This is a genomic window from Amycolatopsis sp. cmx-11-32 (genome assembly GCF_047608695.1).
Taxonomy (GTDB): Bacteria; Actinomycetota; Actinomycetes; order Mycobacteriales; family Pseudonocardiaceae; genus Amycolatopsis.
In genome coordinates, this window is sequence record NZ_JADNQN010000007.1 from 74,092 (window position 1) to 88,241 (window position 14,150).

General features: G+C 66.2%; 14 protein-coding genes. 11 read left to right on the plus strand and 3 right to left on the minus strand.

The window, feature by feature from the left end:
- The first annotated feature begins 355 nt into the window (after positions 1-355).
- A complete protein-coding gene (locus ACM6LR_RS22145) occupies positions 356-2,095 on the plus strand; it encodes a pyruvate dehydrogenase (protein ID WP_414944424.1) in 1,740 nt (579 codons plus the stop codon).
- A 73-nt stretch (positions 2,096-2,168) separates the two neighbouring features.
- Here ACM6LR_RS22145 and ACM6LR_RS22150 read toward each other — a convergent pair whose 3' ends face one another.
- Positions 2,169-2,630: a DUF6292 family protein gene (locus ACM6LR_RS22150; RefSeq protein ID WP_414940326.1), complete on the minus strand. Its 462-nt coding sequence runs from the start codon at positions 2,628-2,630 to the stop codon at positions 2,169-2,171.
- Between the two features lie 287 nt (positions 2,631-2,917).
- On the minus strand, positions 2,918-3,262 hold the full coding sequence (locus tag ACM6LR_RS22155; RefSeq protein WP_414944425.1) for a hypothetical protein: 345 nt from the start codon (positions 3,260-3,262) through the stop codon (positions 2,918-2,920).
- 137 nt (positions 3,263-3,399) lie between these two features.
- Between ACM6LR_RS22155 and ACM6LR_RS22160 the strand changes: the two genes are divergently transcribed.
- The 3 genes from ACM6LR_RS22160 to ACM6LR_RS22170 all read left to right on the plus strand — a co-directional run bounded on the left by ACM6LR_RS22160 (position 3,400) and on the right by ACM6LR_RS22170 (position 5,033).
- Positions 3,400-3,804, plus strand: a complete 405-nt coding sequence (locus ACM6LR_RS22160; protein WP_414944496.1) for a DJ-1/PfpI family protein — start codon at positions 3,400-3,402, stop codon at positions 3,802-3,804.
- On the plus strand, positions 3,773-3,952 hold the full coding sequence (locus tag ACM6LR_RS22165) for a helix-turn-helix domain-containing protein (protein WP_414940452.1): 180 nt from the start codon (positions 3,773-3,775) through the stop codon (positions 3,950-3,952). Before ACM6LR_RS22160 ends, ACM6LR_RS22165 begins: the two co-directional genes overlap by 32 nt.
- Before the next feature lie 364 nt (positions 3,953-4,316).
- Positions 4,317-5,033, plus strand: a complete 717-nt coding sequence (locus ACM6LR_RS22170) for a twin-arginine translocation pathway signal protein (protein WP_414944426.1) — start codon at positions 4,317-4,319, stop codon at positions 5,031-5,033.
- 729 nt (positions 5,034-5,762) lie between these two features.
- Here the strand turns inward: ACM6LR_RS22170 and ACM6LR_RS22175 are convergent.
- Positions 5,763-6,638: a hypothetical protein gene (locus ACM6LR_RS22175; RefSeq protein WP_414944427.1), complete on the minus strand. Its 876-nt coding sequence runs from the start codon at positions 6,636-6,638 to the stop codon at positions 5,763-5,765.
- Between the two features lie 1,039 nt (positions 6,639-7,677).
- Between ACM6LR_RS22175 and ACM6LR_RS22180 the strand changes: the two genes are divergently transcribed.
- The 7 genes from ACM6LR_RS22180 to ACM6LR_RS22210 all read left to right on the plus strand — a co-directional run bounded on the left by ACM6LR_RS22180 (position 7,678) and on the right by ACM6LR_RS22210 (position 14,139).
- A complete protein-coding gene (locus ACM6LR_RS22180) occupies positions 7,678-8,112 on the plus strand; it encodes a response regulator transcription factor (RefSeq protein ID WP_414944428.1) in 435 nt (144 codons plus the stop codon).
- A gap of 180 nt (positions 8,113-8,292) precedes the next feature.
- Positions 8,293-9,510 (plus strand): MFS transporter, encoded by a 1,218-nt coding sequence (locus ACM6LR_RS22185; protein WP_414944429.1) that lies wholly within the window; start codon positions 8,293-8,295, stop codon positions 9,508-9,510.
- Entirely contained in the window at positions 9,507-10,139 is a 633-nt protein-coding gene (locus ACM6LR_RS22190; RefSeq protein ID WP_414940332.1) for a TetR/AcrR family transcriptional regulator, read from the plus strand. Before ACM6LR_RS22185 ends, ACM6LR_RS22190 begins: the two co-directional genes overlap by 4 nt.
- On the plus strand, positions 10,136-10,849 hold the full coding sequence (locus tag ACM6LR_RS22195; protein ID WP_414940333.1) for a siderophore-interacting protein: 714 nt from the start codon (positions 10,136-10,138) through the stop codon (positions 10,847-10,849). The genes ACM6LR_RS22190 and ACM6LR_RS22195 overlap by 4 nt, the downstream gene beginning before the upstream one ends.
- Before the next feature lie 99 nt (positions 10,850-10,948).
- Positions 10,949-11,851 carry a LysR family transcriptional regulator gene (locus ACM6LR_RS22200; RefSeq protein WP_414940334.1) on the plus strand — a complete coding sequence of 301 codons (903 nt, stop codon included), beginning with the start codon at positions 10,949-10,951 and terminating at the stop codon, positions 11,849-11,851.
- 221 nt (positions 11,852-12,072) lie between these two features.
- Complete coding sequence (locus tag ACM6LR_RS22205; RefSeq protein WP_414944430.1) at positions 12,073-13,614, plus strand: 4-hydroxyphenylacetate 3-hydroxylase N-terminal domain-containing protein; 1,542 nt, start codon at positions 12,073-12,075, stop codon at positions 13,612-13,614.
- Positions 13,615-13,620: 6 nt separating this feature from the next.
- Positions 13,621-14,139 carry a flavin reductase family protein gene (locus ACM6LR_RS22210; RefSeq protein WP_414940336.1) on the plus strand — a complete coding sequence of 173 codons (519 nt, stop codon included), beginning with the start codon at positions 13,621-13,623 and terminating at the stop codon, positions 14,137-14,139.
- The last annotated feature ends 11 nt before the right edge of the window (positions 14,140-14,150 follow it).

A 14,150-nucleotide genomic window follows, 5' to 3' on the forward strand; every position in this document is an offset into this window, starting at 1 on the left:
AGATTCCGCGATCGAGCCACAAGCCGTAGCGCGGTTCAGCCGACCCACCCGCAGTACCACGATGCCCAGCCGACCGGAACCTACGACGAAAGCCGATCGGCGGGGAAACGGCGAGAAACCCCCAGATTCGGGGGCTGGCCGTCGTCTGCAAATCGGCCGTTTCGAATGCCTGAACCGTTTTGCCGATGTCGCATTCGGCGACGAGCAGAGTGGCTCCGGCGGCATTGCTCCCGACGGGGACGAGCGCGAGCAGAGGGGTTTCCGCTGTCACCCGCCCGCGCGCAGAACCTGCGAGGTCGGTCCGTCACGTGGATCATGGGGACGTTCCCGCCGCCGCAGCATCGAAGGGGTCGAGATGGCCAAGCCCAACGTCGCCGAGCAATTCGTCCAAGTCCTGCTGCAGGCCGGGGTGGAACGGATCTACGGCGTGGTCGGTGACAGCCTGAACCCGGTGGTCGACGCCATCCGCCGTACCCCGGGTATCGAGTGGGTGCACGTGCGCAACGAGGAGGCGGGCGCGTTCGCCGCGGCCGCCGAGGCCCAGCTGACCGGACGGCTCGCGGTGTGCGCGGGTAGCTGCGGACCCGGCAACACCCATCTGGTGCAGGGCCTGTACGACGCGCACCGCACCGGTGCCCCGGTACTCGCGCTCGCCTCGCACATTCCGTCCGGCCAGATCGGTACCGGGTTCTTCCAGGAGACTCACCCCGAACGGCTGTTCGTCGACTGCAGCGGCTACTGCGAGCAGATCAGTCAGCCCACTCAAATGCCCAAGGTGCTGCGGATAGCCATGCAACACGCGCTGTCCCGCGGCGAGGTTTCGGTGCTGGTGCTGCCGGGAGACGTCGCGCAGCTCGAGGCCACTTCGCCCACCGGGAGCGGGGCACAGGTCACCGAGCACGGGACGGTCATGCCGCCCGAGCCGCAGGTGGCACGGCTGGCCGAGCTGATCAACGAGGCCGAAACCGTCACCCTGTTCGCCGGTGCCGGGGTGCGCGGCGCGCACGCCGAGGTGATGGAGTTCGCCGGCGCGGTCCAGGCGCCGGTCGGCCACAGCCTGCGTGGCAAGGAGTGGATCCAGTACGACAATCCTTACGACGTCGGAATGAGCGGCCTACTCGGCTACGGCGCCTGCTACCGGGCCATGCACGAGGCGGATCTGCTGGTGCTACTGGGCACCGATTTTCCTTATGACTCCTTCCTGCCCCAGGCCAGGACCGTGCAGATCGATCATGACGCGACCCGGCTGGGCAGGCGCACCCCGCTGGAACTGGCCGTGCACGGCGACGTGGGGGAGACCCTGCGAGCCGTGCTGCCGCTCTTGCGGCGCAAGACCGACCGGGCGTTCCTGGACCGCATGCTGCGCGACCACTGCAAATCACTGGAACAGGTCGTCGACGCCTACACCCGCAACGTGGAACGGCACGTCCCCATTCACCCGGAGTTCGCCGCCGACCTCCTGGACGAGCTCGCCGCGGACGACGCGATCTTCACCGTGGACACCGGCATGTGCAATGTGTGGGCCGCCCGTTATCTCACCCCCAACGGTCGCCGCCGGGTCATCGGGTCGTTCCTGCACGGCACCATGGCCAACGCGTTGCCCCACGCCATCGGCGCGCAATTCGCCTACCCGGGACGACAGGTGGTGTCGATGTCCGGCGACGGCGGGCTGGGCATGCTGCTCGGCGAGCTGCTCACCGTCGCCTTGCACGACCTTCCGGTCAAGATCGTCACGTTCAACAACTCCTCGCTCGGCATGGTCAAGCTGGAGATGCTTGTCGACGGCCTGCCCGACTACCAGACCGACCATCAGCCTGTCGACTTCGCCGCGATCGCGCGCGGTGCGGGTCTGCACGCCGAGCGGGTGACCGATCCGACCCGGCTGCGTTCGGCTCTCGAGGTCGCGCTGAGCCACGACGGTCCCGCGCTGGTGGACGTCGTGACCGACCCCAACGCGCTGTCCGTCCCGCCGCACATCACCGCCGGCCAGCTCGGCGGATTCGCCCTGGCCGCGAGCAAAGTCGTCCTCGAAGGCGGTGTCGGCCGGATGATCGACCTCGCCAGGGCCAACCTCCGCAACATTCCCCGGCCCTGAACTCAGCACAGCGACTGGGATGTGTCACGCAGATCGTTGATCCACGCTGGAAGGCCTGTTCCTTCCCCATGGTTCACACGGTGGAAGGGGCCTTCGTCCGATCAGACGACGAACGCGTGATCGCGGCAGGGTACGAGTACGCGGTCAGGCGTTCCGCGAGGTCCGCGTCGCCTTCGTGTGCCGCGACTGGAGCGGTGCCGGAGCGACCGGCAAGCGCGCCCGCGAACACTTCGTTCGTGAAAGCGGCCACCGCCGCCGGCGAGGGAAGAATCTCGATTCCGTGATAGGCCACGGTGATCAGGTCTTCACTGCTGTGCGTTTCGAGTGCGAGGGACCAGCCGTACCGTTCGTCCCACGTGAGCGCGACGTCTTGGGCGGGATGACCGGGAAGTCGTCGGTCCAAGGCGATGTACGCACCGGCAGTCGGCTCGAGTTGGGCGTAGAAGGCGTCGCCGTGCAGTCCGAGTTCCGCGATCACCAGCCGCACATAGCGATGAAGTCCCCGGATGACAGTGTCACCGAATCCCGATTCCATGCTGATAGCCACCTCGCACTCGTCTGGTCTGCGGCGCCGGCTGCTTGACGCGGAATGAGGGGAAGGCCCCGTCCGAGCACAGGATGACCATCCGTTGATCGCTTCAAACCTTCGGCCGGGGGCGGATTCTGCCGGCTTCCAGACGGCGGCCGCTGATCACCGATCCGGTGATCAGCGGCCCGAAACCTACCGAGACGAACTCGAACAAGACCTGCCAGACTTGAGTACCAAGCCCCGTGTTGGCGGCTTACGAACTCGGGGCGAGCCGGCGTCATGACCCGAGCCGATCAGTCGCGGTAGCAACCCCACGAATACGGATCGTAGTAGTTCGTGTACGCGGCATAGGTGTCGCTGCCCCAGTAGGTACGGCAAGCGGCGTTCAAGTCGATACCGGATTGCCGGCCGTCGTGATCGACACAGACCCAGCCATAGACATCCCAGCGAACGATCCCGGAGCGGGCGTGCCCGGTGCGCTGACACCAGTCGTCCAGCGGGAGCCCGCCTACGTAGCTCGAATCGACCGTTACACCGGGTCGGGCGGCGACCGCGCCATTGTCGCTCGCTGCGAACGCGACACTCCCGCTCAGCCCGATCCCGAGTACCGCACCGACGACGGTCATTGCCCGCTTCATCGAATTGCGCATAGCTGACTACCCCAGTTCTCGAAAGGAAATTATTGTTCAACCAACGACACCCAGTGTTGATTGTTTCTCCTTCCAGTAACAGTCGCTTTCACGTCAGGCCGAGTAAGATTTGCGCCATGACCGTCATGGGGGGGGGGCGCACGGGTACGGGTGGCCGTGCCACTGATGGCCGACCTTCCGCTGTTCGAGCTTGCGGTGCCGTGCGAGGTGTTCGGCCACGACCGGCGCTTCGCGGAGCGCACCGTCGAGGCACGCGGATCGCGTCGGTGTGCTCCGGTGCTTTCGTGCTGGCCGCCGCGGGACTTCTGGACGAGCGCAAGGCCACCACACATTGGATGCACGCCGACGATCTGCGGCGCGGCTACCCTCGGGTCACAGTCGACGAACGCGCGCTCTACATCGACGAAGGGGACGTTCTCACCAGCGCGGGAACAGCGGCGAGGATCGACATGTGCCTGGCACTTCACTCGTCAAGTCGGGCTTCCTCCGCTGAAATGGCTGAACCGGCAGCGCCTCACCGCGGCTCGTGAGCTACTGGAAACCACCACGCTGTCCGTCGACAGCATCGCCGCCCGCACCGGCTTCGACAGCGGACATCTACTGCGGCAGCATTTCCACCGGAACCTCGGTACGACCCCCGCCGCCTATCGCCGCACGTTCGGCTCCCGGCACCGCTGAAACGCGTCCGGCTCTCGACGAAGATACGGAGCCGCGTTCGCGGGGTGATCGACCTGAACAGCGGCGGACCACCTCGGCGAGTCGGACTTTCTCGACCTGGACTTCGAGGCGGCCGTAGGCGAAATGCCGTAGCAGTGGTTCGATAATTTGGCCCATCAAAGGATGCTGCTCGCTTCGGAGTATGATGCGTGAGAGTGAACGGTCTCGACAGTGGTCGAGTCATGGCGGATAATCGGATGTGCGCGGCACCCTGCAAGCAAAGCCTTTGTTGCGCTCAGTTCCCTGCTCCCATCATTTGGCGAAAAGGAAACCTATGCATGACGATGATGAGCCAGTAGGTCGGGTGCTCGGTAGGCGGCAGGCGTTGATTCTGCTCGGTGCCGCTGGTGCGACACTCGCTGTCGCTGGATCCACCACGGCCAGTGCCACCACCTCCACCGCAGGAACTCCCGACGTCTGCACGCTGGATTGTGTAGTCAAGCCAGAGCAAATGGAGGGTCCGTACTTCGTCGACGAACGACTCAACCGCTCCGATATCCGCAGTGAGCCGACCACCGGACAACTAGTTTCCGGCACTGCGCTGGTAATCAATTTCACCATTCAGCAAATTCGTCAGCAGTCGTGCACGCCACTGCCGGGAGCGATGATCGACCTCTGGCAGTGCGACGCGTTCGGCCTGTACTCGGACATTCCGTCTCAGGGAAGTTCCGGCCGCCGATTCCTGCGCGGTTACCAGAACGCCGACCAGTCGGGGGCGGCCCGGTTCACTACCATTCTGCCGGGCTGGTATTCGGGGCGCACGCTGCACATCCACGTCAAAATACGCACCGTCGGAACCAACGGCCGGCCGTACGAGTTCACATCGCAGCTTTACTTCACGCCCGAGTTCGGCGCGGCCTATCTGCGGACCGAACCGTACCGGCGGAAAGGCCCGGCCGACACGACCAACAACCGCGACTCGATCTACCGCAACGGCGGCGCCCAGATGCTGCTGCGCCCGCAGCAGGCCGGAAGCGGCTACACGGCGGACTTCGCGATCGGCCTCGACCTGTCGAACACCCAAGTCGGCAGGCCCGATTAGAGCAGGCCCAGTAAGCCACCAGGACCAGAGATCGTGGACGGCGACGGTGAGTTCTGCCTAGTTGTGGCGGCGCGCGTGGCATGGCTGTTTGGGCTGGTCGAAGCAGCATTCTAGGGCGCTATTGTCCCCCTGCGAGGTCGCAGGGGGACTTGCCGTCCGCATTCCCGAGGGGCGCGACAGTCGCTACGTGCTCTGAAAGCCAACAAGCGGTTGCGACGCGAATAGCCCAGTCGCCGGAATTGCAGGTATGGACGGGCTGAAAGGTCGACGCGTTCCGGTGACCCGGTCCTGACTACTTCCGATCTTCACGACGGTAGCGTCCCGCTGTTCGTCGGTCTGCCAGTATGTTGCCCTGTCTTGCGCCAACAGCTGTCGATGACTTTCGACCGCCCGCTTCGCCGCGATCTGGTCCTTACCAACACCAAGAATGCGGCGGTGGGCGGACGGCTTGCCGTCGGGTGTCACTTGCAGCGGTGCTGGCTCGGCACAGGCCCCCGTTACGATCGATGTCTCCTTTCCAGCTCCGGCCAACGAGTTTCGAATGTCCGCCAGATACGGCGGTACTTTTAGGTACAGGGTCGGACAGCGGCCGAACCTCCGCATAACCGGACAGCAGTTGCCGGGCGCGGGCGCGGGCGAGGTCGAACCGGCCGGTAGCTGGAGTTCGCCGCGCCGCCGTCCGCCCGATGACCTCACGGTCGCGAAGCCAGATCGCGACCGGCACGGCGACTACCGCGGTGGACGTTGGCCGACGTCGATGAAGCGGTGCATGGCCTGCGGGTTGTTCACCCAGGAGATGAGCAGGTATCGGCCGGGGACGAGGTCCAGGTGTGCCACGACCTGATTGCCGCCGGCGATCGGGGTTATGCCCCGAGGCTGGGCGATAACGGGGTCGGGACCTTCGCCCCGGATCATTCTTTGCACGTCCTGCTCGGTGGTGTCGGCCCTGACCTGCATAAGGATCGCTTCCTCGTGGGCACCGGTCCTGTTGCGCACCAACAACCTGGCGTGCGCGGCGAGGCGTCCGGGTGCGGAGAATCGCGGCTGACCGTCCGCGCCGATGAAGTGCTCGATGACCTGGTCGAATTCGACAGGTTCGACCTGCCAGTCGCCTTGCACCGTCAGCCGCCTGACGGGGTCTCCTGGATCAGGCTGGGCCAGCGACCGCAGATCCATCAGGTAGTAGGTCCCAGATGTGAGGAACGAGGTGAAGGTTTGAGGCGCGTCGCCCGTCACCGAGACGCCACCGAGGGCGGTGGCCTGCCGGTTCCATTTGCGCACGGCACGCGCACGCTCGACCGGGTCCACGCTCCGCATGACGGTCGTCATGGTCTCCAGGAACGCGGTCAAAGGGACATCGGGGCGCAATCGGACGGCGATCACCCAGCGCGAGGGGGTATTGGGAGTGCCGCGCGGTGTGCTTACCCGGAAGGTCGTGGTACCCGGCGGTAGCGTGGATTCGCCGGGGATGCTGAGCTTGTCCTCATCGGCGATCACCTGCACGGGCGGCCTCGGCTGGACGGGGACTTCGGCCGACGCCGTCGATCCGGGAGCAGGCGTGCCCGCCACGAGGACCACGGCCATCACGATACCGAGCAGCGCCACTCGCCTCACCTGACCAAGCGGGGTTCTGGTGAACAACATGCCGCCAGTCTCCGACCTCGACCAAAGTCGAAGTCAAGACACGACAGGACCGGCATCTTCGGATGCTGACGGCTTCGGAGCGAGCTGTCGTGGCCGCGCAAGCGGTTTTCGCTGAGCAGCATCCGGACGGCGAGGCCGCCGAAGGCCGCGCGTTTGAGCCAAGGACCTTTCGCTGGACGTCTCAGGGGCGCGGGCACATAGCCACGTACACCAGCGCTCGAGACCTGTTGGGTCGGGTCGCTGGTCGCACCCACCCCAAGTAAGCGGACGAAGCTGGGGGAGTGGTCCCTCACCTGCACGCCACCTTCCGTGACGGACAGTCGAAGACGGCACCGAGGCCATCGCCGTCTCATCGCCATTGAACTAGCTCCTGACCAGGCATTTCCTCTGTATTCGCAGGTTCGCGGTCTCCCGTTCCTCCTCGGAGGGGCGACTTCGAACGCGTTCCGGTCGCCTCAACATCGCCAGTTGATCTTTGGATTGCTAGTTACGGAAGTTGCTTCGTGTCTGTCAAAGCTGTTGGATTTCCGGTCGAGCGTGACGCTGTTCTGCAGCTAGTCACGGTGATCATCGGCGTCATCGTGGGGCTGACGTTCCTGTTCGGGTTCGGCGACGTCCTGGCCTTCCTGCCGCCCTCCGTGCGGTCGGGTTGGCCCGACTCTCGTGGTCTGGGCCCGGCGGCTCCACGGTGCCATCCGCGACGGAATGATCAGTTGATGCGCTATCGTGATCGAAGTTGACGTATTTATCCTCGAATACGTGTCGGCGCAGGTCCCGGCCTCTCGGGCGGTATCCCCGAAGGATTCCGATTGTTGCGCCTGGCAAAAAGTCTCTTTGTGCAGTGTTGTGGTTGTCGGCTCCGCGACGTCGAGGTTAGACTTGGTCCGGCCGATCGAGGGGCCTTCGGCCTATCACCTGCGACGACCTGCCGACATCGGTAGGTCGCGGTATCCGCGATGACGCGCAAAATGCCTGCCGTTACTGTATCTGGGGGACTTCTATGCCTGTGGCGAATGGTGATCTTCACGAATCCGTTTCAGAACGCATGACGCACCTGCTCGGCGAGGTGCTGAAAACCCAAAGCATGATCATCATACTGCTTTCCAGAATGCATCCGAAGGAGCAGGCGGAGCCGGCGGAGTTCGTCAAGACGGTGATCGGCTATCCGTTGGACACCGAGGGCGGCCAGGCGGTCGTGGGGACCGTTTCCGGTTCGCGGCAAGGACTGGGTTGCCAGCTCACGCCGCGCGAGCTGGAGGTGGTCCGGCAGCTGGCGGAAGGCAAGTCGAACCGGTTGATCGCCCGGACGCTGGGTATCTCCGAGCGGACGGTCAAGGTGCACCTGAAGACGGTCTTCTCCAAGCTTCGGGTGGCGTCGCGCACGGAGGCGGTTCTGAGCGCCCTGCGGCTGGGCCTGGTGGAAACCGGCAGGTAGAAGCCCTCTTCCGAAGTTCTTGTCTCGAAGTCCACTCCTACGGTGAAGCATTGACGCAACGGTGCGTCTATGCTTATATCGAGACTCAACGTTGCGTATAGGCAAGCGTATGGTCGCCGCTTCGTGAACTTTTCCGCGCCCTCAAAGCCTGATCCCCTGAACCCGCAAGGAGCGCTCCGCGTGTCGAACATCCAGACGTCGCCCGACTTACCGCCTTCCGTCGAGCGCTCGCGTGGCCCGTTGGCGGCGGTCACCGCCTTCGCCTTCTGGGCCGTGATGGTGGGCACCACGGTGCCCACCGCGCTGTACCCGCTCTACAAGTCGCAGTTCGCCTTCGGCTCGCTGGCGGTGACGATCCTGTTCGCCGTCTATGCCGTTGGTGTCGTCGCCGGCTTGCTCGTCTTCGGGCGGGTGTCGGACCAGGTCGGGCGCAAGCCGGTGGTGTTCGCCGCGGTGCTGCTGGCCGCCGTCGCCGCGGTCGTGTTCCTGACCGCGCAAGGCCTGCCCGGCCTGCTCGTCGGTCGCGTGCTGTCCGGTTTCTCCGCCGCTCTCGTCACCGGTGCGGCGACGGCCGGCATCATGGAACTGTTTCCGTTGGCGCGCAAAGGAAGGGCACCTATCGTCACCCTGCTGTCCAACATGGGCGGGCTGGCCTGCGGCAACCTGATCGCCGGACTGCTCGCCGACACCGGGATCGCGCCGCTGCGCCTGCCGTGGATCGTGCACGGCGGCCTGCTGCTGATCGCCCTGGTCTCCCAGGCGTTCGTGCCCGAGACGGTGACCGTCGCCGGCAAGCTGAAGCTGGCCCCGCAAAAACTGCACGTGCCGCGCGAGATCCGCGGCGTCTTCCTGCGTTCGGCCATGACCGGTGGCGCGGGCTTCGCGGTGCTCGGCGTCCTCACCGCGGTCACCGGCATCCTGCTGGCCTCCGAACTGCACCTGACCAGTCCGGCGCTGACCGGCTTCGTCGTGTTTCTCGCGTTCGCCTGCACCGCGCTCGGTCAGCTCGTTCTCCGGCGGATGCGGCCCGCCATCGCCCTGCCCGTCGCGTGTTCGGCCCTGATCCTCGCCTCGGTGCTCGTCGCCCTCGCCGTGCTCGCCGCTTCGCTGACAGCGCTGCTGCTCGCCGCGGTGGCCACCGGTTTCGGCACCGGGATCGCGATCGGCTGCGGCATGCTGGCGATCACCACGGGCGCCGCGCCCCAGCTGCGCGGCGCCGCCGTGTCCACCTTCTTCGCGATCCTGTATGGGATGCTGAGCTTGCCCGCGGTGGGCGTGGGCGTGCTCATCCAGCTGTCCGGCCTGCGGGTCGCGGGTACCACGTTCGCGATCGTGGTCGCGCTGATCGCGGCAGGGGTGCTGCTCAGTCTGACCAGCCAGAAGAAAGCAGCCGAATGACCAGCACACGTCCGTCCACCGGTAAGAACCCCCACGGGCACGCGGGGCCCCGCCGCAACGTGAGCGCCCGACAGGCCGTGCTCGACGCTGCGGACGACCTGCTGGTGGAACGGGGTTTCGCCGGGGTGACCATCGAGGCCATCGCGAACCGCGCGGGAGTCGCCAAACAGACGATCTACCGCTGGTGGAAGTCGAAGGTCGAGATCCTCCTCGACAACCTGGAGGAAGATGGCGAAGCCGCGCTGGCCTGGGAGAACGGCGATGGTGAGCCGCTGGCGGAGCTGGTCGGCCAGCTCTCGCGGCTGCAGGCGTTCCTGCGCGACGAAGCCGCCGGTGCCGTCATGCACAGCCTCATCGGCCAAGCCCTGCACGACCTCGACACCGCCCAGCGGTTCCGGGAAGGTTTCCTGCTCGCGCAGCGGCGGCGGGATCTGGCCGGGCTGCGGAACGTGCTGGAGCGCCTGGACTGTGCGCCAACGGGCGACGCCGAGCTCGCCGAACTGCTCGACCGGCTGCTCGGCCCGATCTACTACCGGTCAGTGGTGCTCGGGATCTCGTCGAGCCCCGAGTTCCTGGCGGATCTGGCGCATTCGGTGGTCGGGCAAGCCCGTGAGGGGCGGCGGGAATGACCCGGTCGCGGCCGGACCGCCACCGCGTCCCGGCATCGGTGGTCGACGTCGTCCGGTTGTCGGAGCCGTTCGTGCGGATCACGCTCATGCTCGGCGGCGCCGACGGAGTGCGGTTCGACGGGCCGACCCGATGGGTGAAGTTGTTCGTCGTCGACCCCGACACCGGAGCGCAGGTCGGGCGGGCCTACACGGTGCGACGGCAACGCTCCGCCGAGATCGATCTCGACATCGTGTTGCACGGCAACGGCCCGGTGGCTCGGTGGGCGGAATCGCCGCTGCTCGGCGAGGTCGTGACGGTGGCCGGGCCGCGCGGCGGGTTCACCCATCCGAAGCCCGGAACGCCATACCTGCTCGCCGGCGACGAAAGCGCCGCACCGGCGATCGCCTCGATCCTCGGCTCCCTGCCCGCGGGACACGGCAAGGTGACCGTGGTGCTCGAGGGCGGTGAGCACTTGCTGCCGCCCATCGATCCGACGATGACGTCGGTGTGCTCGCTTCGCCGGAGCGAGGGGATGAAGAAGGGCACGTTGATCACCCCGGCGCTGCGTGCGCTCCCGAAACCTTCCGTCGACTCGGTGATCTGGGTCGCGGGCGAGGGCGGCGCAGTGAAGCAGGCGCGAATGTTATTTCTCAACGAATGGGGTCTCGATCGCGATGAATTCTCAACCAAAGGCTATTGGAAATACGGTGAGCCCGACCATCGCGAGTAGCTGAGCTTTCAAGTATCTGCCTTTTCGGGCGGCCCGAACGGACCCCTAGTTCTCCGAAGAGGTCATTTCGCGGCACGGTTCGCTGGATAAACTGGCGAGATGAAGGCTCTGAACCTCAATACGCTTGTCGTTCTCGACGCGCTGCTGGAGGAATGCAGTGTGACCGGCGCGGCGAAGAAGCTGGGACTCAGCGCGCCTTCGGTCAGCCGGTCGCTGTCGCGGATACGGCTCGAGCTCGGCGACCCGATTCTCGTGCGGGCGGGTCGCCGGCTCGTGCCCACTCCGCACGCGCTGGCCCTGCGTGATCGGGTTCGCGGCCTGGTCGAGGAGGCATCGGAGCTCCTTCGCCCGAAGGACCCGCTCGAGATGTTCTCGATGACCCGCACGTTCGTGGTCCGCGCCAGTGACGGCTTGGCGTCGGCGGTGGTCGGCCCGCTGGTGAAACGGTTCGGCGAGAGCGCGCCGAACGCGGTGCTGCGGTTCACGGCCGAGGGCGGGGAGGACGTCGACCCGTTGCGCGACGGGGAAATCGACCTCGACATCGGGATGATCGGGCATCTCGGCCCTGAGGTTCGGGTCGAGTGGCTGTTCGACGACAGGTTCGTGATCGCCGTGCGGAAGGGTCATCCGCTGGTGACCGGTGAGGCCACCCTCGAACAGGTCGCGGCCTATCCGCACGTGAACGTCTCGCGCCGTGGGCGGACCCACGGCCCGCTGGACGGCCTTCTGCGGCGCGAAGGCCTGAACCGCCAGGTGAGCCTGGTGGTGGCGTCGTTTTACGTGGCCCTCGAAGTGGCTTCGGCGTCGGACTTCGTCGCGGTCGTGCCGTCGAGGGTGCTCGGCTCGGCCATCGGCCGGTTCGGCCTCGCCGAGGTCGACCACCCGATCAGCGCGCCGGTCGCGATTTCCCAGGCCTGGCACCCCCGGATGGACGCAGACCCGGCCCACCGCTGGCTGCGCCACCAGTTCCGCGACGTCTGTCACCGGGAAATGGCGGGCTGAACACCCGGTTCGCCTCCGTTTATCCGAATCTCCCCGTGGGTAAGAATGCCGTGGTGCGCGCGAAGTCGCGGTCGCGGGAATGCGCCCACCTTTCGGCCGGGTATTCACGGTCCCCGTTCGCCATAGTCCTTAACGGCTAGTACCAAAAGGCGGGTACTGGACCGAACCGGGGCCGGAGATGCTGTAGCGGACGGACGAAAGAGACGAAAACTAGGTGGACAATGACGACCTCGCGACCCGAATCCGTGGAACTTCCTTACACCGGTGCCGAGTACCTGGACAGCCTGAAGGACGGGCGTGAGGTCTGGATCGGCGGTGAGCGCGTCGAGGACGTCACCGCGCACCCGGCGTTCCGGAACAACGCCGGTTCCATCGCGCGGCTCTACGACTCGTTGCACGATCCGGCCACCAGCAAGAAGCTGATCGTACCGACCGACACCGGCAACGGCGGCTTCACCCATCCCTACTTCAAGGCACCGCGGACGGTCGAGGACCTGCAGGCGGGCGTCGAGGCGATGACCCAGTGGTCGCGGATGACCTACGGCTGGATGGGCCGCACGCCGGACTTCAAGGCGGCGTTCCTGTCCACCCTGGGTTCCAACGGCGACCACTACGCGCCGTTCGAGGACAACGCCGCCAACTGGTACCGCAAGGCCCAGGAAAAGGTGATGTTCATCGGCCACGGGATCGTCAATCCGCCGATCGACCGCCACCGGGGGATGACCGAGCACAAGGACGTCTACCTCACCGTCGACCGCGAGACCGACGCCGGCCTCGTCGTGTCCGGAGCGAAGGTGGTGGGCACCGGCGCGGCCGTGACCCAGCACATCTTCGTCGGCAGTTACGCGCGGATCCCGGAGAAAGGCAAGGAGTTCTCGGCGTTCTTCATCGTGCCGATGAACGCCTCCGGGCTGAAGATCATCTCGCGCCGGTCCTACGAGCAGGTCGCCTCGGCCACCAGCACCCCGTTCGATCAGCCGTTGAGCAGCCGGTTCGACGAGAACGACGGGATCCTCGTGTTCGACCAGGTCTTCGTACCCTGGGAGGACGTGTTCTGCTACGACGTCGAGAAGGCCAACAACTTCTTCGTCGGCTCCGGCTTCTTCTACCGCGCGATGCTGCACGCCTGCGTCCGGTTCGCGGTGAAGCTCGACTTCCTCACCGGCCTGCTGGCCAAGGGCCTCGACACCACCGGCACTCTCGACTACCGCGGTGTGCAGGGGCGGCTCGGCGAGGTCCTGTCCTACCGCAGCGTGTTCTGGGGCCTCATCGATTCGATGGTGCACAACCCGACGCCCTGGCCCGACGGCACGCTCGCCCCGAACGGCGAGACCGCGATGGCCTTCCGGGTGCTGGCCACCAGCGTGTACCCGAAGATCAAGGAGATCTTCTTCAAGGACCTCGGCAGCGCGTTGATCTACAACAACTCCGACGCCGCGGACTGGGGAGTGCCCGAGCTGCGCCCGTACCTCGACAAGTACATCCGCGGCCGGGGCGTTCCCGCGCAGGAGCGGGTCAAGTTGATGAAGCTCATCTGGGACGCGGTCGGGACCGAGTTCGGCGGCAGGCACGAGCTGTACGAGATGAACTACGCCGGTAACCACGAGCAGATCCGGTTCGAGGCGCTGCAGGCGCAGCAGGCCACCGGCAAGTTCGACGAGTACACCGGCCTGGTCGACTCCTGCCTGTCGGAGTACGACGTCGACGGCTGGAAGCTGCCGCACCTGCACGGGCCCCGGAGCCCGGCGCTGCGCGGGATGTGACCCGTCGTGACCGCATCGACCGACGGCCGGGACCGCCTGCGCACGGTGATGAGCGAACTGGTGACCGGAATCTGCGTCGTGTCCACCCTGGTGCACGGCAGACCAGGGGAGGCCGAGGACGCGGTCGTGGTGAACAGCTTCACCTCCGTCTCGCTCGACCCGCCGCTGGTCTCGCTCTACCTGCGGCAGGACTCGACCTTCCTCAACCGCCTGCGCCGGTCCGAAGTCTGGGCCGCCTCGATCCTGGGGTCCGGCACGGCCGAGGTGGCCAAGGCGCTGAGCCGCCCGTACGGAAGCCGGCCGCCGCTGGCCGAAGTCGGCGCCTGGCACTCCGGCCCTGAGACCGGCTGCCCGGTACTGGACGGCAGTCCCGCGACGATCGAATGCGAGCTCTACCGCTGTGTCGAGCTCGGAGACCACGTCCTGGTGATCGGCTCGGTCGTCGGGCTCGACACCACCCCGGCGCCGCCGCTGGTGTTCCACCGCGGCGCCTATCACGCCCCGTTTTCCGATCTGCCGCGCTGACGGCAGCCACC